Origin of the sequence: Neisseria subflava, from assembly GCF_003044645.1 — a bacterium.
Lineage (GTDB): Bacteria > Pseudomonadota > Gammaproteobacteria > Burkholderiales > Neisseriaceae > Neisseria > Neisseria subflava_B.
The window spans coordinates 20,346-39,253 of record NZ_POXL01000002.1; the positions used below are offsets into that span (position 1 = coordinate 20,346).

General features: G+C 49.0%; 16 protein-coding genes. 7 read left to right on the forward strand and 9 right to left on the reverse strand.

Features of this window, described 5'->3' with window-relative positions:
• Nucleotides 1-62: 62 nt before the first annotated feature.
• Nucleotides 63-1,148, forward strand: coding sequence for a beta-N-acetylhexosaminidase (gene nagZ / locus DBY97_RS01945; RefSeq protein ID WP_107857254.1), 1,086 nt, complete (start codon nt 63-65; stop codon nt 1,146-1,148).
• 78 nt (nt 1,149-1,226) lie between these two features.
• Here the strand turns inward: nagZ and DBY97_RS01950 are convergent, their stop codons facing one another.
• Nucleotides 1,227-1,973, reverse strand: a complete 747-nt coding sequence (locus DBY97_RS01950) for an amino acid ABC transporter permease (RefSeq protein WP_107857255.1) — start codon at nt 1,971-1,973, stop codon at nt 1,227-1,229.
• Between the two features lie 327 nt (nt 1,974-2,300).
• Between DBY97_RS01950 and yegQ the strand changes: the two genes are divergently transcribed.
• Nucleotides 2,301-3,656, forward strand: a complete 1,356-nt coding sequence (yegQ, locus tag DBY97_RS01955; protein WP_107857256.1) for a tRNA 5-hydroxyuridine modification protein YegQ — start codon at nt 2,301-2,303, stop codon at nt 3,654-3,656.
• A gap of 63 nt (nt 3,657-3,719) precedes the next feature.
• Here the strand turns inward: yegQ and hemC are convergent, their stop codons facing one another.
• The gene (hemC, locus tag DBY97_RS01960; protein WP_107857459.1) at nt 3,720-4,655 is read right to left on the reverse strand and encodes a hydroxymethylbilane synthase; all 936 of its coding nucleotides are present in this window, start codon (nt 4,653-4,655) and stop codon (nt 3,720-3,722) included.
• Between the two features lie 118 nt (nt 4,656-4,773).
• Here hemC and ybeY point away from each other — a divergent pair, with 118 nt between their 5' ends.
• The 5 genes from ybeY to DBY97_RS01985 all read left to right on the forward strand — a co-directional run bounded on the left by ybeY (nt 4,774) and on the right by DBY97_RS01985 (nt 8,654).
• Complete coding sequence (gene ybeY / locus DBY97_RS01965; RefSeq protein ID WP_107857257.1) at nt 4,774-5,289, forward strand: rRNA maturation RNase YbeY; 516 nt, start codon at nt 4,774-4,776, stop codon at nt 5,287-5,289.
• 1 nt (nt 5,290) lies between these two features.
• Nucleotides 5,291-6,133, forward strand: a complete 843-nt coding sequence (locus DBY97_RS01970; RefSeq protein WP_107737831.1) for an HlyC/CorC family transporter — start codon at nt 5,291-5,293, stop codon at nt 6,131-6,133.
• Nucleotides 6,130-6,867 (forward strand): methionine ABC transporter ATP-binding protein, encoded by a 738-nt coding sequence (locus DBY97_RS01975; protein ID WP_049322796.1) that lies wholly within the window; start codon nt 6,130-6,132, stop codon nt 6,865-6,867. The genes DBY97_RS01970 and DBY97_RS01975 overlap by 4 nt, the downstream gene beginning before the upstream one ends.
• 1 nt (nt 6,868) lies before the next feature.
• Nucleotides 6,869-7,555 carry a methionine ABC transporter permease gene (locus DBY97_RS01980; protein WP_004519678.1) on the forward strand — a complete coding sequence of 229 codons (687 nt, stop codon included), beginning with the start codon at nt 6,869-6,871 and terminating at the stop codon, nt 7,553-7,555.
• Between the two features lie 187 nt (nt 7,556-7,742).
• Entirely contained in the window at nt 7,743-8,654 is a 912-nt protein-coding gene (locus DBY97_RS01985; RefSeq protein ID WP_070826622.1) for a MetQ/NlpA family ABC transporter substrate-binding protein, read from the forward strand.
• A 596-nt stretch (nt 8,655-9,250) separates the two neighbouring features.
• Here DBY97_RS01985 and DBY97_RS01990 read toward each other — a convergent pair.
• The 7 genes from DBY97_RS01990 to DBY97_RS02020 all read right to left on the reverse strand — a co-directional run bounded on the left by DBY97_RS01990 (nt 9,251) and on the right by DBY97_RS02020 (nt 18,589).
• On the reverse strand, nt 9,251-10,270 hold the full coding sequence (locus DBY97_RS01990) for an FAD:protein FMN transferase (RefSeq protein WP_107857258.1): 1,020 nt from the start codon (nt 10,268-10,270) through the stop codon (nt 9,251-9,253).
• 118 nt (nt 10,271-10,388) lie between these two features.
• A complete protein-coding gene (locus tag DBY97_RS01995) occupies nt 10,389-10,883 on the reverse strand; it encodes a nitrous oxide reductase accessory protein NosL (RefSeq protein ID WP_070695420.1) in 495 nt (164 codons plus the stop codon).
• Nucleotides 10,880-11,710: an ABC transporter permease gene (locus tag DBY97_RS02000; RefSeq protein ID WP_070606811.1), complete on the reverse strand. Its 831-nt coding sequence runs from the start codon at nt 11,708-11,710 to the stop codon at nt 10,880-10,882. Before DBY97_RS02000 ends, DBY97_RS01995 begins: the two co-directional genes overlap by 4 nt.
• On the reverse strand, nt 11,707-12,606 hold the full coding sequence (locus DBY97_RS02005; protein ID WP_070826624.1) for an ABC transporter ATP-binding protein: 900 nt from the start codon (nt 12,604-12,606) through the stop codon (nt 11,707-11,709). Before DBY97_RS02005 ends, DBY97_RS02000 begins: the two co-directional genes overlap by 4 nt.
• Nucleotides 12,607-12,662: 56 nt before the next feature.
• Nucleotides 12,663-14,042 carry a nitrous oxide reductase family maturation protein NosD gene (locus DBY97_RS02010; protein WP_371460289.1) on the reverse strand — a complete coding sequence of 460 codons (1,380 nt, stop codon included), beginning with the start codon at nt 14,040-14,042 and terminating at the stop codon, nt 12,663-12,665.
• 198 nt (nt 14,043-14,240) lie between these two features.
• Entirely contained in the window at nt 14,241-16,208 is a 1,968-nt protein-coding gene (nosZ, locus tag DBY97_RS02015) for a TAT-dependent nitrous-oxide reductase (protein WP_036493194.1), read from the reverse strand.
• A 107-nt stretch (nt 16,209-16,315) separates the two neighbouring features.
• Complete coding sequence (locus DBY97_RS02020; protein WP_234394513.1) at nt 16,316-18,589, reverse strand: NosR/NirI family protein; 2,274 nt, start codon at nt 18,587-18,589, stop codon at nt 16,316-16,318.
• Between the last annotated feature and the right edge of the window lie 319 nt (nt 18,590-18,908).

Sequence of the window (18,908 nt, forward strand, 5' to 3'; positions counted from 1 at the left end):
TAGACTCTCAGGCCGTCTGAACATAACGATTATCCAATATATATATTATTCAGGACAAAACAATGAATACGCCTCATCTTCCACGCGGCCCAGTCATGGCCGATGTCGCCGCCTATCATCTGACCGAAGAAGAAAAACAACGCCTGCTCGACCCTGCCGTCGGTGGCGTTATTTTGTTCCGCCGTAACTTTGAAAACGTTTCCCAGCTCAAAGCTTTGGTTCAAGAAATCAAAGCCATCCGTACACCTGAACTCATCATCGCCGTCGACCACGAAGGCGGACGGGTTCAACGTTTTATTGACGGCTTCACCCGCCTGCCTGCCATGAACGTATTGGGCGAAATTTGGGATAACAAAGGCAAAGAAGCCGCCTGCGCCCAAGCAGAACAAGTCGGTTGGGTTTTGGCTACCGAACTCTCCGCCTGCGGTATCGACCTATCCTTCACACCTGTTTTGGATTTGGACTGGGGTCAATGCGCCGTCATCGGCAACCGCAGTTTCCACCGCGATGCCAACATCGTTACCCAGCTTGCCCTTGCCCTGCAAAAAGGCCTGAACAGAGGCGGCATGAAATCTTGCGGCAAACACTTCCCCGGCCACGGCTTTGTCGAAGGCGACAGCCATCACGTCCTGCCTTGCGACGAACGCAGCCGCGAAGAGCTAGAAGCCGCAGACCTTATCCCCTTCCGAGCATTGAGCCAAGCAGGCATGGCCGCAGTCATGCCTGCCCACGTCGTGTATCCGCAAACCGACAGCCAACCTGCCGGTTTCTCCGAAAAATGGCTGAAACAAATCCTGCGCCAAGAAATCGGATTTAACGGCGTTATCTTTTCAGACGACCTGACCATGGAAGGTGCATGCGGTGTCGGCGGTATTAAAGAACGCGCCCGCCTTTCTTTTGAAGCAGGCTGCGATATTGTACTGGTATGCAACCGCCCTGACTTGGTAGATGAATTGCGAGACGGTTTCCACGCACCGGCAAACGCCGACTTGGCAGCACGTTGGCAATACATGGCCAACACATTGACCGTACAAGAAGCTGCCGACATCATGGCAACCGAAGCATTCCAAGCCGCCCAACAAGCAACTGCCAAACTGGCAACACCAAAAGACATCGCAGGCGGTGTCAAAGTCGGCGAAGCATTCTGATTCAAGGCCGTCTGAAACATTGACGGCAAATAAAAAAAGGAAGACTTGAAAAGTCTTCCTTTTTTTAATTCAAACCGATTAGCGGTGTTGCGGATTGTAGCGGCTTTCCAATCGCAGGAATACCCAACCCAAAAAGCTTGTCAGCACCAAATAAATCAGCGCGATTGTATAAAGCGGTTCTTCATAGACAGAATAGCGGCCGGTAATTGTGCTTTGTACATAAGCCAACTCAGCCACGCCAATGACCGACAACAATGAGCTGTCTTTCAACAACGTAATAAACTCACTGGCCAATGGTGGCAACATACGGCGCAAAGCTTGTGGCAAAATCACATAACGCATCGCCTGAGTATAGGTCAGGCCCAGAGAACGCGCAGCTTCCATTTGTCCTTTATCAATCGATTGAATACCGGCACGGAAAATTTCACAAATATACGCACCTGAGTTCGCAACCAAAGCCAAAGAGCCGGCAATCAGCGCACCATAAGAACGGCGCAGATCAATGGCTGCTTCGCCGCTAATTAGCACACCGTCGGCCGGATGAACGAAAAATGGGAACCAAACATAAGCCCAAATCACAATTTGTACAAACAATGGCGTACCGCGAAACAGCGTCACATACCAAAAAGAAATCTTACGCAACACCCAAGCCAAGACACGCATCGGTGCACCGGCTTTTTCCGGATTGATCAAACGCGCCAATGCCAGCAGCAAACCCAAAACTGAGCCGCCTGCCGTTGCAACAACCGTCAGTCCCAGCGTCGCTAATACGCCGTATAAAAACATCCAGCGGTATTCGTAAATAATGTCAAAACGAAAATCCATAACCCTTCCGTCGGTCAAAATCGGTAATTAATCCGAATATTTTTTAAAATGAAGCTTGATATTTTACAAGAAAATACATTGCTTGAACGGTTTTTTGTTAAATTATTCCGTCCAACCCTACTTTTTTTACATTTCCAATGAATTGCAGCCCCTTTTCACCTTTCATCATATAAGACATTTTCCGTATAAAAAACAAAGCGCAAACCCGACACAAAATTGACCGAAACACAAAAACAGCGGATAATCCGCCCATTCTTCAAACATCTTTCAGACGGCCTTCCCTCTTCTCTTGAGGGCCGTCTGAAAACATTTTAAAAAGCATAAAACATGAAAGCACCCGAACTCTTATTACCGGCAGGCGGCCTTGAACGTATGCGCGCCGCCTACGACTACGGCGCAGATGCCGTTTACGCCGGCAGCCCGCGTTACTCCCTGCGCGCCCGCAACAACGAATTTGCCAAACTCGACGTCCTCGAACAAGGCATTAAAGAAGCGCACGAGCGCAACAAAAAATTCTTCCTGACCGTCAATACGCTGCCGCACAACTCCAAACTCAAAACCTTTGTTTCCGATATGGAACCCTTGATTGCCATGAAGCCCGACGCGCTGATTATGGCGGATCCGGGTTTGATCATGACCGTGCGCGAAAAATGGCCGGAAATGCCGATTCACCTGTCCGTTCAGGCAAATACCACCAACTACTGGGGCGCAAAATTCTGGCAAAACATCGGTGTCGAACGCATTATTCTGTCGCGCGAATTGAGCATGGAAGAAATCGCCGAAATCCGCCAAGAATGCCCCGACATCGAACTCGAAGTCTTCATTCACGGCGCATTGTGCATCGCCTACTCCGGCCGCTGCCTGCTCTCCGGCTACTTCAACCACCGCGACCCTAACCAAGGCACCTGCACCAACTCCTGCCGTTGGGATTACAAGGTTCACAACGCCACTGAAAGCGATGCGGGCGACGCCCAGCTTCTGCAAGGTTTCAACTTTGAAAAAGCCCAAGAAGAAGCCAACCAAAACTTTGAAGGCATCAACGGTCAAAAACGCCATCCCTACGCCGACAAAGTTTTCCTGATTGAAGAGTCCAACCGCCCGGGCGAAATGATGCCGATTATGGAAGACGAACACGGCACCTACATCATGAACTCCAAAGACCTTCGCGGCATTGAAGTGGTTGAGAAACTGGCCAAAATCGGCGTGGACAGCCTCAAAGTCGAAGGCCGCACAAAATCGCTTTATTATGTTGCGCGCGTGGCTCAGTCCTACCGTAAAGCGATTGATGATGCCGTTGCAGGCCGTCCGTTTGATTACAGCCTGTTGAGCGAACTCGAAGGCCTTGCCAACCGCGGCTACACCAGCGGCTTCCTCGAACGCCACCAAACTCAGGATTATCAAAACTACCTGACCGGCCACTCCATCGCCAAACAAAGCCAATATGTCGGCCACGTTACCGAAATCGATGAAAACGGCTGGGCGACAATCGAAGTCAAAAACCGCTTTGCCATCGGCGATTCACTCGAAATTATCCACCCGAGCGGCAATCAAACCATCAAATTGGAACAAATGACCCGCAAAGGCCAGCCTGTCGATGTAGCACCCGGCAACGGTATTCAGGTCAAAATCCCCAACATGCAGGGCAAAGAAAAAGCTTTGGTTGCGCGAATTATGAATCCTTAAGCGTCAACAAAACAAAGGCCGTCTGAAAATTTCAGACGGCCTTTTTAAATTATCTATGCTATTTTAAGCCTGTTCTTGTAATACGGCGGCAATTAATTCTTCCGCACCATCATCTGCCAGTTTTTTAGCGACTGCACGACCCAAGGCATCGGCGTATTCGGCAGGGGCTTGCGCGTCCGCCTGCAAAATGACCGAACCGTCAGGATGACCGACCAAGCCGTGCAAGGTCAGCAAGCCGTTTTCTTCAGTGCAATATGCGGCCAGCGGCACTTGGCAGCTTCCGCCCAAAGCGCGCGCCAACGCGCGTTCGGCCGTAACGCAGGCGTGGGTGGTATCGTGGTTCAAAGGTTTTAAAATTTCGTACAAATCTTCGCGATGCGCTGCAATTTCGATACCCAATGCGCCTTGTCCGGCGGCAGGCAGGCTGTCGGATTCCGACAAAATCATGCGGATGCGCTCGTCCAATTCCAGGCGCTGTAAACCGGCGGCGGCCAAAATAATCGCGTCGTATTCGCCGTTATCGAGTTTGGACAAACGGGTTTGCACATTGCCGCGCAAAGGTTTGATAACCAAATGCGGATAGCGTGCACGCAACTGGGCTTCGCGGCGCAGGCTGGATGTACCGACGATGGCGCCTTTGGGCATTTCTTCCAAACGCGCGTATTGGTTGGATACAAACGCGTCAAACGGATTGGCGCGTTCGCCGATGGCTGCAAGCGCGAAACCTTCAGGCAAATCCATCGGTACGTCTTTAATCGAATGCACGGCCAAGTCGGCCCTGCCGTCATACAAAGCCTGTTCCAACTCTTTGACAAACAAGCCTTTACCGCCGACTTTTGACAAAGTTCTGTCCAAAATCTGGTCGCCGCGCGTGGTCATGCCCAAAATCTCGACTTCGCAATCGGGATACAGGGCTTTCAGACGGCCTTGGATATGTTTTGCCTGCCACATGGCAAGCAGGCTTTCGCGACTGGCGATAACGAGTTTTTTCGGGTTCATAATGGTTGCCTGAAAGATGGAAAACGGCATGAAGTCTATCATATTTTGGGCGGTTTTTCAGACGGCATGGGAGTGAATATGTTATATTTACACCTAAAAACCAAATTTTCCGGACAACATGAAACGCGCCAAACAATATCCTTTTTTATCCTTACAGCGGCAACGTTTTCATCTGAACTTTGAAAACGCCTCTTCCGCCGCCAACCTTCCAAGCGAACGCGACTTCTACCGCTGGGCGTGGTCTGCCTTGAAAAACGAATACCGCCGCGCAGACATCAGCCTGATTCTTCTGGACGAAGAAGAAGCCCGCGCTTACAACCGCGACTACCGCGGCAAAGATTACGCCACCAATGTATTGAGTTTCGCGCTCAACGAAGGAGAAATCCTACCCGACCAGTTTTCAGACGGCCTGTATGGCGATTTGATGATTTGCCCGCAAGTGGTTTTGAAAGAAGCCGCCGAACAAGGCAAAACACCTGAGCAGCATTTTGCCCACCTGACCATACACGGTACTTTACACCTGATGGGCTACGACCACATCGAAGACAATGAAGCCGAAATAATGGAAGCCGAAGAAATCCGCCTGATGCTGGCGGCAGGCTTCCCCAACCCCTACCAAGAGGACGAATATTAAAATGGACGGTACGCAGTCGAAACCCAAGTTTTTCGAACGCCTGATCTCCCGACTTGCCGGCGAGCCCGACTCCGCCGAAGACGTATTGACCCTGTTGCGCCAAGCGCACGAACAGGAAGTTTTTGATGCCGACACACTGACCCGGCTGGAAAAAGTATTGGACTTTGCCGAGCTGGAAGTGCGCGACGCCATGATTACGCGCAGCCGCATGAACGTATTGAAAGAGAACGACAGCATCGAGCGCATCACGGCCTACATCATCGAAACCGCCCATTCGCGTTTTCCCGTCATCGGCGAAGACAAAGACGAAGTTTTGGGTATTTTGCACGCCAAAGACCTGCTCAAATATATGTTTAACCCCGAGCAGTTCCACCTGAAATCCGTCTTGCGCCCTGCCGTTTTCGTTCCCGAAGGCAAATCACTGGCCTCCCTTTTAAAAGAATTCCGCGAACAACGCAACCACATGGCGATTGTCATTGACGAATACGGCGGCACATCCGGCCTGGTCACCTTTGAAGACATCATCGAGCAAATCGTCGGCGACATCGAAGACGAGTTTGACGAAGACGACAGCGCCGACAATATCCACGCCGTTTCTTCCGAACGCTGGCGCATCCACGCAGCTACCGAAATCGAAGACATCAACACCTTCTTCGGTACGGAATACAGCAGCGAAGAAGCTGATACCATCGGCGGCCTAGTCATTCAAGAGTTGGGACATCTGCCCGTACGAGGCGAAAAAGTCATCATCGGCAGCCTGCAATTTACCGTCGCACGCGCCGACAACCGCCGTCTGCACACCCTGATGGCCACACGAATTAAAGAAAACACGGATAAACCATGATTATTCTGGATCACGTCTCCAAACACTATCAAACACGCGACAACAAAGACTTTGTCGCCGTTGAGCCGACCAGCCTCGAAATTAAACAAGGTGAAATCTTTGGCCTGATGGGCTATTCCGGCGCAGGCAAATCCACCCTGCTGCGCCTGATTAACTTATTGGAACGTCCGGATACAGGTACCGTCAGCGTATGCGGCCAAGAGCTGACCGCGCTCAACGCCACGCAACTGCGCCACGCCAGACAAAACATCGGCATGGTGTTCCAACAGTTCAACCTATTGAGCAACCGTACCGTTGCCGAAAACGTCGCCTTTCCTTTAGAAATTGCCAAATGGCCGTCTAAAAAAATCCAAGCGCGTGTTGAAGAATGTTTGGAAATCGTTGATTTGCAAGACCGTGCCAACCATTACCCGTCCCAACTTTCCGGCGGTCAAAAACAACGTGTCGGCATTGCCCGCGCGCTGGCGCCGCAACCTCAAGTCATCCTCGCCGACGAACCTACTTCCGCCCTCGACCCTGCCACTACGCGCAGCGTTTTGAAGTGTTTGGAAGACATCAACCGACGTTTCAACGTAACCATCGTCATCGTTACCCACGAAATGAGCGTTATCCGCCGCCTGTGCGACCGTGCCGCCCTCTTGGACAAAGGCCGTCTGCTGGAAATCGTTGAAGTACACGGCAACCAAATCCATGCCCAATCCAAAATCGGGCAAGAGCTGATTCGAGAGGACTAATATGGCAGATTTAACATTTGAAAGTGCTGTTGCGACCATCGTCAGCATGAAGGGCGAAATTATCCAAGCCTTGGGTGAAACCTTTATTATGGTCGGCCTATCAACTACTTTCGCCGTTATCTTCGGTACGATTTTGGGCGTATTGCTGTTTGTGACGTCAAGTCATCAGTTGCACTACAACAAACAGCTGAATTTGTTTTTGGACAACCTGGTCAACCTAATGCGCGCATTCCCTTTCGTCATCCTGATGATTGCCATGATTCCTGTTACTCGCGCCATCATCGGCACGACCATCGGCCCGGTGGCCGCCTCATTGGTATTGAGCGTATCCGGCCTGTTCTACTTCGCCCGTCTGGTCGAGCAAAACCTGCGCGAAGTACCCAGAGGCGTGATTGAAGCGGCCTCCGCAATGGGTGCTTCCCCCATGAGCATCATCTGCAAAGTGCTTTTGAATGAAGCGCGCGCAGGTATGGTTTCCAGCATTACCGTACTGGCTATCGGCCTTCTGTCGTACAGCGCGGCGGCAGGTATGATTGGCGGCGGCGGCTTGGGCGACCTTGCCATCCGTTACGGCTACTACCGCTATCAAATGGAAGTCATCATTTTCATCGTCGCCATCCTGGTTTTACTCGTTATCCTGATTCAAGGTATCGGCAACAGATTGGCGCGCAAACTGGACAAGCGTTAAGCAAACAGGCCGTCTGAAATGGACTTACTATTTTTCAGACGGCCTGTTATCTATTTAGGGCATATATTTCAAATAAATTTACAAAAAACGTCCTCATATTTCCAAAATAGATTTACAATCCCTCTTTTTTTAACGGCGGCAGATTGAGGCCGTCTGAAACCGTTTTATCATCCATCAGGAGCAAAATATGCAAATCAACACATTCTTCAAAACTCTTTCAGCCGCTGCGCTCGCCATCGTACTGGCTTCCTGCGGCGGTCAAAAAGACAGCGCGCCTGCTGCTTCTGCCGCTTCTTCTGCCGACAACGGTGCAGAGAAAAAAGAAATCGTCTTCGGTACAACCGTCGGCGACTTCGGCGATATGGTAAAAGACCAAATCCAACCGGCTTTGGAGAAAAAAGGCTATAAAGTCAAACTGATCGAGTTCACCGACTATGTGCGCCCCAACCTTGCTTTGGCTGAAGGCGAATTGGACATCAACATCTTCCAACACAAACCTTATCTGGACGACTTCAAAAAAGAACACAAACTGGACATCGTTGAGGCCTTCCAAGTACCGACCGCACCTTTGGGCCTGTACCCTGGCAAACTGAAATCTTTGGACGAAGTGAAAGACGGCGTCAGCGTTTCTGCACCTAACGACCCATCTAACTTTGCCCGTGCATTGGTTATGTTGAACGAATTAGGCTGGATTAAACTGAAAGCCGACGTTGATCCGCTGACTGCCTCTAAAAACGATATTGCCGAAAATCCAAAAAACATCCAAATCGTAGAACTTGAAGCCGCCCAACTGCCGCGCAGCCGTGCCGACGTTGACTTTGCCATCGTTAACGGCAACTACGCCATGAGCAGCGGCATGAAACTGACCGAAGCCCTGTTCCAAGAGCCAAGCTTTGCCTACGTTAACTGGTCTGCCGTCCGCACCGCCGACAAAGACAGCCAATGGCTGAAAGATGTAACCGAAGCCTATAACTCTGACGAGTTCAAAGCCTACTCACAAAAACGCTTTGCCGGTTACAAATATCCTGCTGCATGGGGTGAAAACGCAGCTGCAGGTGCTCAAGCCGAAGCTGCTTCTACTGCTTCTGCAACCAAATAAGTAACTTTTTAAAAAAAGGCCGTCTGAACATTCAGACGGCCTTTTTCTATTGATTATCTCTTCTCAAAGCTCAAAACAAGTTTTTTGATTAACGCCAAATACTTACGTAATTCCCTTTTTAAAACCAAATCAATATGTTGTAAAAAAGTTCAATAAGAAATCATGTTTTTATTCAATATAATCAATCACTAAATGAATTATTCTACTTTTTTATAATATTCACTAGTAATGTTCCGCTTATCCTGATATTATACCGTTCATCTAAAGACATCCGGTTGTCCGCATTACAGACCGTTCATCTGAATTGCTTCAAACCACTTTGTCGGGTTTTCCCATATATGTTGTGTTTCTCCGTATCGAAGGGGTTTGAGCGGTCGAAATACCGTTTTGCTTAGATATTAAAGCTTCGTGCTTTGAAATGAGTGAATTTTTGTTTTAAGTGTCGTAATCTCTTGCTAATTACTCCCAGCTGCAAGAGTTTCAGGGTTGCCCCCTTGGGCAGCCCTTCTTTTTTTATATTTCATTATTTCAATATCTTAGACTTTCCCTTATTCATATATTCAAACCAACTGGCAAAACCATTCTTTTTCTCAATCTCAAATCTTCTTCAATTCATTATTCGGCATCACCAGCCAAACCTGTGCCTTTTTAACTTGGGCCGCTGCTCGGATGGCCGCTTCATCCATAATAGAAAATGCGGTAGAAAAGGCATCGGCAACCGCCGCACTCTCTGCTATGACGCTCATGCTTTTATAACGCGGTTGGCTTCCGCCTGTGCGCGGATCAAAAAGATGGGTAAATTTGCCTGCCTCGTCCATTACCGTGCCATAGCCGCCCGATGTGGCAAACGCTTGATTTTTCATGGCAATGGTGGTCAGGATTTGGTCTTCTTGGTCAGGATTGCGGATGCTGACATTCCACTCGCGCTGGTTGGCATTATCAAAGCCATAAATCTCCCCCATATCAATCAATGCCTGAGAAACGCCTTGCTGCTTCAACAATTCAGCTACTTTGTCGGTGATATAGCCTTGGGCAATGCCGTTAAGCGACAAGCCCATGCCTTTTTGGGCAAAACGGATTTCTTTAGTATCAAAGTCGACTTTATTGAAGTCCACCAATTTAAGCGTATCTTTGATGCTGCGTTCGGACGGCGGCGTTTCGGTTTTCGGATTTCTTCTGAAATGGTCGGCATACAGATTCCACAAAGGCTGAATGCTGGGATCAAATGCACCCCGCGTCAGCTGATGGATATCTCGACTAATACTGAGCAGCTGCAAAAAATCGGATGGCGGATTTTTCAGACGGCCTTCTCGGTTTAAGCGGCTAATCAGGCTGTCGTCCCTATACAGGCTGAAGATTTTTTCCAACCGTGAAACTTCCGCTAATACTTTGTTGACCAGTATTTCTGCCTGTTTGCGCTCAACGCCGAACAAACGCAATTCCGCACCCGAACCCAACGCAATGCCTCTCCAAATAACTGGCTGCTCTTCTTGATTTGGGCTGGCCGGACGAGTCGGCTGATTGGTTTTGCGGCTGATGGCAAAAGGAATGCCGACACCGGCGACAAGTGTGGCGGCGATGGCAAGAAAACGGCGGCGCGTTAAAGGGGTGGACATGGAGTATTCCTTGGATTTTTTATCTTTACATTGAAAGCGGCATTCATTAAATCATCAATCGACAGCTTCCAACACAAAGGCCGTCTGAAACTGTTTCAGACGGCCTTTATTGGTTGTTTTATTTGAAAATGTATTCGTCGGGCATCTCTGCAAAACCGACTACTCTGCCGCCTTTTTCTTTGGCGAATTTTTCAGCCTGAGCCTTGTCGGCAAACGGAAGCGCGTCTTCCGCACCCATGCCGCCGATAAAGCTGCTTTCGATGACGTAATAGGCTTTTTTCGCATCTATCCATTCGGCGTCAGCATTGGGTTTTTCCCAATCTTTGACTTTGCCCATATCGGTAACATAGATGACATGAATGCCTTTAGGCTCTTCGGGCAGCTTTGTATAACCGAACATCTGCTTGATGGTGGAAAACCAAACTGGTTTGTCAGGTTTGCCGTTCAAGAAGATTTGCGCTTTAGGGCCGTTGTGTTCAGTCAAATTCATGCTGCAGTAATGACCCACTGCGCTGTCGCTGATTTGTTGGGGCGCAGGCGGAGGGCTGTTGTCCTGCTTGCTGCAGGCTGCCAATGCGATGAGTGTGAAGGTTGTCAATAATATTTTTCTCATATTTGTCGCTTTCCGAAAATCCAGGCGGCTAAGACCAAAGGAATGATAACCCATAATACCTGAGCCGTCAGCAAAACAGGCATACTCAGGCTGATTTGTTCGCTCAAACCAGCCATACCTGCGTACATCGCGGTGTTTTCATAACCGGTCAGGTTGAGCAGACGGTAAATGTCTGCGGGGTTGAACAAAAGAACGGTTTCTACTACAGGCGCGGTAATGACTTGTTCGGTATCAGCAACCAAAACACCTAAAAGCGCCATATCGAAAATAACGACAAAAAACAGCCATACGCCGATGGCGATACCGGCGGCGGTACCGCGTTCTTTAACTTTTGCGCTGATCAAATAGCCCATGGACAAAAAGGCTGCGCCAAGAATCACGCTGGCAGCAATCAAGAGGGCGAAAGGCTGCCATGCGGCAATATCAAAACCGCCGTTGGCAAGCTGAAGGGTAATACCTGCCAATCCGTAGCCTGCCGTGGTAGCAAGGGCAAGAATGATGAGGTGGCCGATAAATTTACCGGCAAGGATTTGGTTGCGCGAGATGGGGTAACTTAGCAGCAACGCCATTGTACCGCGCTCGATTTCGCCAATCAGTGCATCATAAGAGAGCAACATCGCAATCAGCGGAATCAAGAAGATAGACAGGCTGGACAGGCTGACTACAGTTACCGTCAAGGGATCAACCTTGACCGAACCGGTAGGCGAGCTGCCGAGAAAGCCTAATGACAGTGCCAATGCGGCAAGCAAAAGTGCGGCGGCAAGAACCCAACGGTTGCGCAGGCTGTCGCGGACTTCTTTGCCGGTAATAATCCAAACGGGGTTCATACGTCTTCCCTCTTCAAGAATTGCGCGTACATATCGTCAAGTGTAGGCGTGTGGATATCGATATAGGCAAGACTGCCCAAATCACCCAATTCGCTCAAAAGAGCCATGCGCTCTTCGGCTTTACATTGCGCTTTATACGACAGGCCGTCTGAAAGCGGCTGCCAACGCTCGCTCAACGGGCGTGCTTCTTTCAAGCGGACGTTGACGGTCAGCGGCAGGCCGCTTTGAACATGCAACTCATCCATGCTGCCGTCGGCAACTTTCACGCCGTTTTTCATGACGATGATGCGGTCGGCGTGGCCGTCAAGCTCGGCCAGTGCGTGGGTGCTGAGCAATACGGTCGCACCGCGTCCATTCAGTTCGCGCACGACTTCGTAAAACATTTGGCGTGAAGCCGGGTCAAGGCCTGTGGTCGGTTCGTCAAACAATAAGACTTTAGGCTCACCCAACAAGGCCTGTGCCAAAGCGAGACGCTGGCGCATACCTTTGGAGTAAGTGCCGACACGGCGGCGTGCCGCTTGAGAAATGCCGACACGCTCGAGCAATTCACGGTTTTTACTCAGGGGCTGTTTTTTAAGTTTGGCATAGAAATCCATGGTTTCGATACCGGTCAATGAAGGGTGCAATGCAACCGTTTCAGGCAGGTAACCGATTTGGCTGCGACGCTGCGCGCCTGCTTTACTGCCGGTCGGCTCTCCCAAAAGCATCACTTCGCCCTTGGTCGGCGTAATCAGGCCGAGTATCAGCTTCATAATGGTAGATTTGCCTGCACCGTTGTGTCCTGCCATGCCGACGCTCTCGCCTGCCTTGAGAACCAGATCGACTTGGTTGACGGCCTTTTGGCTGCCAAACTGCTTGGTCACGTTTCTTAATTCAACGTGGTTGGTACTGCTCATGGATATTCCTCTAGTGAATGTTTCAGACGGCCTTTGATATTAGGCCGTCTGAAAGGTTACATATTGGCATTTCCGCCTGTCAGCGCACCGTTTTCGGCATTACCCCATTCGGATTGGTGCGTTTTTGCTTCATGCAGCAATTCGTCCTTCATGGCTTCGTATTTGGTTGTCGTTTTATTACGGACAGGGTTCATCAAAGGCTTGCTATCAATTACGCCACCAGGCAGGATGGCGGGAAATTGCGATTGCGCCCATTTGACAATGCTGATGGCAGGGCTGTTCATCAATAACCGGGCGACGGGTGCGCGCCAGATGATTTGGTCGATAATCCCGTTGGGACGGTAGGCACTGTCGCCGAAGCCGTCGCCGTCAAGGTCAAAGGCACTGTTATCGCTCCAATAGTTGCCGCGACCACCCTCGCCCCAATCGAGGAAGCGGGTGCTGACATATTTAACCTGGCTTTCGTTGTTAATAAATGAATTTTCGTACAGGGTTGTGCCTTCGATGGCTGCGGTGAAGTGGATACCGATTTGGCAGTTCTCGAAATGATTGGCAAAGATTTTATCGTAGTTGGCATTGTAGGCAAACACGCATTTGCCTGCCTTATTGATCACATTATCGTGAATTTCAGAATAATTGACGTAGTTGAGCATAATGCCTTGGTCGCGACTGCCAACGGCAATGTTGCCATACACTTTCAGGCGTTCGGAAAACATCAGCACATAACCCATATTGTTGCCGACGGAGATATTGTTGCTGACTTCGCTGTCATTGGTGTACATATAATGGACGGCAAAGCGCAAGTCGCTAAAACGGTTGCCTTTGTAGGTATTATGAGTACTGGTATTTGAAAAAATACCGTCACGGCCTTTGGAAATATCGTTATCGACCACTTGCGCACCGGGCGCATTCCAGACGGTTACGCCGTTGCCGCGTTCGTTGACGCGCAGGGTTGCATCGCCGATGATTTTATTTTCCCGCACCATGGATTCTGCCGCACCGTGAATATACACGCCGACGGAATTGTCGATGATGTTGTTATGCTCCACCAGCGCGCGCGTTGCCGTCTCTTCTAAATAGATACCGGCATCCATTGCCGGCAAACTCATGCCGGAATGGGAAACGGTCAGATTGCGCAAAGTTACATCAGGCGCATGAACGGCAACCGTCCTCCCGCTCCGGTCGCCGACAATCTTGGCGGAACGATCGGCAGGGCCTTCGATGGTAATGGGTTTGTCGATATAGAGTTTGGTTTTGTATGTACCGGAGGCAAGCTTGAGCGTATCGCCGGCTTGGGCGCGCGCCAAAGCATCATTGAGATTGTCTTGTGCGGATACGTTGATGACTGCGGCAAAGGCCGTCTGAACCATGCTGCCAAGCAGCAATACGAGTGCGGCACGTTGCCATTTGGAACGATGGATTTGTGTGTGCGTCATAATCATATCTCTGTTTCAGACGGCCTGCTTGCCGCATGATAAACCGATGCGGAAACAGGTATTTTGGTGTTATAGCAAAGCTGCCTGATGATGGCTTTCATTTTGTGGCCATATCGGCCGACAAACAACTTTGCTATAAAGGCCGTCTGAAAGAATGTTTTTTCAGACGGCCTGAAGAATTAAATCATCAAACCGAAATTATTTTGGTTTAACAATCATTTGGCCAGACATTTCCATGTGCAATGCGTGGCAGAACCATTGGCAGTAGTACCAGTGTACACCTGGACGGACAGCCTTGAAGGTTACAGAAGATGTAGCTTGCGGGCCAATCTCCATAGCAATGCCATAACCTTCCAAAGTAAAGCCGTGAGTCAAGTCTTCAATGGTCTCAACGTTGGTTACATATACGGTAACTTCGTCGCCTTGGTTCACTTCAAATTGAGGAACGCTGTAAGCAGGCGCAACGGCAGTCATGTACACGCGTACTTTGTTGCCTTCACGTACGACTTTGGCAGCTTTTTCCAGCTCAACACCGTCTTTTTGAGCTTGTTCCAAAGCTTCTTGCCAGAACCATGGGTCTTTGCGGTCCCAAGTTTTGCTTGGGTTCACTTTAGACGCGGCAACCAAGCACAAGTCGTGTGGTTCGGCAAAAGTCGGATTGTCATGCACCAGACGCATTTCGTCGCCGGAGATGTCGATCAATTGGTCACACTCAGGTTTCAAAGGACCGGCATTCAAGAAGCGGTCTTTAGAGAACTTGTTCAAAGATACCAACCATTTACCGTCGGCTTCTTTGGTTTCGCCCATGGTAGTGTGGTTGTGGCCCGGTTGATAGTGAACGTCGAGTTTTTGTTTGATCGGATCGATTTTCTCGCCTTTATAGGCTTTAATCGCATCGTCAATGTTCCATTTCACCATTTGGCTGTCGATAAACAATGTAGTATAGGCATTGCCGCGACCGTCAAATGCAGTGTGTAATGGGCCAAGACCCAGTTGAGGCTCGGCTACGACAACATCGCGCTCTTTGATTTTACCTGCAAACAAGTCATCCAGTTTGCTGACATCCAATACGGTAACGGTTGGAGACAGTTTACCGTTGAGCATAATGTATTTGCCGTCAGGGCTTGCATTACAGCCGTGAGGAGAGTTAGGAACCGGGATGTAACGAGTGTATGGAGAGTTGGCTTCCGCACGACCGTCCAACATTTTCACGCCGTTAACTTCTTTGAAGTCGCCTTTTTTGATGCCTTCTTCGATGGCAGCCAGGTTAAATACCACACACCAGTCTTGTTCGTTAGAAGATGCACCTTGTACAGTCAGAGCGCGCTCAGAGTTATAGCAGGTAGAGAAAGAGTATTTACCTTGGTAGTCGGCATCGCCATTATCCAAGTTACCGTCTACCAATACTTGCCATGCGATGTCCATGGTTTCGCCGTCAACTGCAGTATAAACGGCATTCCAAGTTTTAGGATCATCCCATTTGCCTACGCCGTCAACAGGAACGATATGCTCGCCATTGGCAAATACGTAGCCAGTTTTCGGATAGCGTTGAGGACGCAGACCGTGAACACCTGAAACGTTTGGAATTTCAACGATTTTATCGGTTTTCATCACATCCAAGCGGATACGGCAAACGCGGTTGTTTGCTTTATCGTTGGCATATGCATAGCGGCCGTCGTAAGTTTGATCGGTAAAAGACAAGTGCGGGTGGTGCAAGTCGCCGTTAGGGTAGCAGCGCAGACCGCTGTCTTGCAGGAATTTACGGGTTTCCGGCGTAATTTTTTCATTCAAAATACGCAGGCTCTCGTTGGTACGGCCCCAACCGGTAGCGCTGTCCATATTGAACACAGGGATACGCATCAACTCACGCATAGAAGGTACGCCGATCAAGCGCATTTCGCCTGATTGACCGCCTGACAAGAAACCGTAGTATTGGTCAAGTTCGCCTGGACCGACTTCGGAAGTTTGTTTGCCCGGTTCGGCAGAATGAGCAGCGGCTTTTTCGGCAGGTGCAGCACCTGAAGCAGCAGCTTTATCACCCTCGCCGTTAGAGCAACCGGCCAAGCCCAACAAACCAGCACCGGCAATACCTGCACCGGAAGCAGCGGCAGTACCTAAGAATGAACGACGGCTTAAGCCGTTTTGTTCTAATTTTTCGTCTGACATACGACACTCCTTGGATAAAATCCGGCGGCCGATTTTTCAGACGGCCTGCCGATGAAAAACTTTCTAAGTCAGGCTGCCGATACAGCCCTCTTTTTTATTTAAAATTACTACTTGTCGACACTGATTACCGATTCTTTTTTAACAAACTGGACGACTTGTTCTTGGGCACTTTGCGTCGCTGCCGCATCATGCTGTTCAGCTTTTGCCGCCGCTTGTTTTTGTTTTTTCTTATTCGTTGCCACTACTTGAGGACAACGCGTATCGTGATGATACATTACCTGACAATGCAGACATTGGATACATTCGTTCGGATGAATGTCGCCTTCAGGTGCGATTGCCTGTACTGGGCATTCGTGTGTACAAATCTGGCATGGGTTACCGCACATTTTATAACGGCGCAGCCAATCAAACACACGGAAGCGGCCCGGCAATGCAATACCTGCACCCAAAGGACACAGATAACGGCAGAAGAAACGTTCGATGAACAAGCCTGCAATCAGCAAAGCGGCGGCGAACAGAACAAACCACCATTCACGCATGAATTTCAAAATAATTGCAGTTTTGAAAGGCTCAATTTCAGCAAATTTTTCAGCCGTACCCAAATCGTACAGGGAAATTGCCAGCAAAGCGAAGAAAATTACATATTTAATCGCACTCAGACGGGTATGCAACAAATGTGGCACTGTAATTTGTTTCAGACCCAATTTTTTAGCGATACGGTTGGTTAACTCTTGCAATGCACCGAAAGGACACAGCCATCCACAGAATGTACCGCGGTTCCACAACAGCATGGTTGCCGCTGTAAAGAGCCACAGAATGAATACCAGCGGATCCATCAGAAAAAATTCCCAGTGGAACTCAGTCAAAACAGCTGAGAACAACGTCAAAGTATTCACTACCGATAATTGTGCCTGAGCATACCAGCCGATATAAAACAGCGTAAAAGTCAGGAAACAGAGACGGAATCGGTCATACCATTTTTCGTAACGGACAATCCAATCTTGGAACAGGAATACCAACAGAAGAATTGTCAAAGCAATACCGACAACCACGATTTGACCTTGTTTGGCTTTCCAAACCTGTTTCCAAAGTTGGTTGGATACACCTTCCTCAGCTGTTGCATCTTCTGCAATACCTGTACTTTCTTCCGGAGCAGAGGCTGCCGCAGCTACCGGCTCAACCGGTGCACTAATTTCAACCGGCGGTGCTTTAGGATCGTCAACGTAATAGCCTTTTGGCAACTCATAATCCAAATCGGCAGTTACAAATGCCTTATCATTTACGCTCAATACGCGTTGAATCATCAATTGCAAACGCCATGGCTCAGCACCATCAAATTCCACACCTTCAGGAATGGTAAACCAAGAAACCTCTTTAAATGCAGGCGCACCTTCCGCTGCCAAAGCAACCACACGCTCATGTTGTGCATCGGTAAAACGGAAGCTGGTATCGCCCTGAATCATTTCGATACGGTCGAAGATACCGCCGCGGACATAACCCGAACCTTTCCAAGAATAGCGACCCTCGCCGGCCACCATCACGGCTTCTTGGCCAGGTTTCAAACGTTTTTGCAGGTTGTTCCAACCTGCTTCACCTAAAAGGCTTTTACCGATGGAAGGTTGGCTGACCAAGGCAACATACAGATCAATAAATGTATCATTACCATCGCCCTGCTCCGCATGATCTGCCACACCTGCCTTACCGCTTTTCTCAAACAGTTTATTGATTTCGTCGATAGAAATATGCAGATGGCCGACGGCTTTTTGTTCCAAAAGCGCATTCCATGACAGGATATCTTGTTTGTCTTGATTAGCAACACGACGCGGACGAGTCTGAACGGCAGGTTCGGCAGACTGTTCGCCGGAAGCAGCTGCCGTACCGGCTTGAACTGCTTTATCTGTACCCAAATGATATTGATGGATTACTGCTTTAACAGAGCGCTGAATACTGTCATTGATGACCATCAGGGTTACAGTCGCACCACTAATAATATCCCCTGGTGCAACACCTGGTTGAGGTGGGTTTTTAATAAAATTTAAGCCAATATATTTATCAATGAATTTATCGACACGAGATTGCGGGATACCGATCAGCATAATCGGCTCATGGTGCTCAACCAATTTTGCACCAGCAATAGTGCCATCATTGGCCAATGCAACCATCGTATCGATCGGTTTACTCGAATAACCGCGCGTATTGACCACATCAGTCGTGATATAAACCAAGCCAAGTTGCTCTTCACCCTTGTACACGCGAGCAACCAAAGGCTTACCTTCCGGTTTGCCATAGCGGTCAGCACCTGGGAAAATTTCAGACGGCTGAACTTTTGCCAAGAAATCAGGCAAGCGCTCCGCGTAAGCAGGCAGGCTTACTATCATCATAGAAAACACAGCAAAAAGCACAAGGATTCGTTTCCAAATGCCACTTAAGCACTTCATTTCAAGACAGGACATGGCTATTCCCGATATATCGATACTCTAAACACTTATATTATATGAATCATCTATCGGCAATAATTTGATTAAAATCAAGTTTACAAATCTTAAAACCAGATTCTACATACTAATAATACTTTAGAACTACATTAGATGAACCTTTTATTATTAGGCATGAAACATAGGAAAATCAACTCAATCCAAGAATCATCCCTATATTATTAACTTATTTATAATAATACTCAAAACAATTTCTGAAATTTCA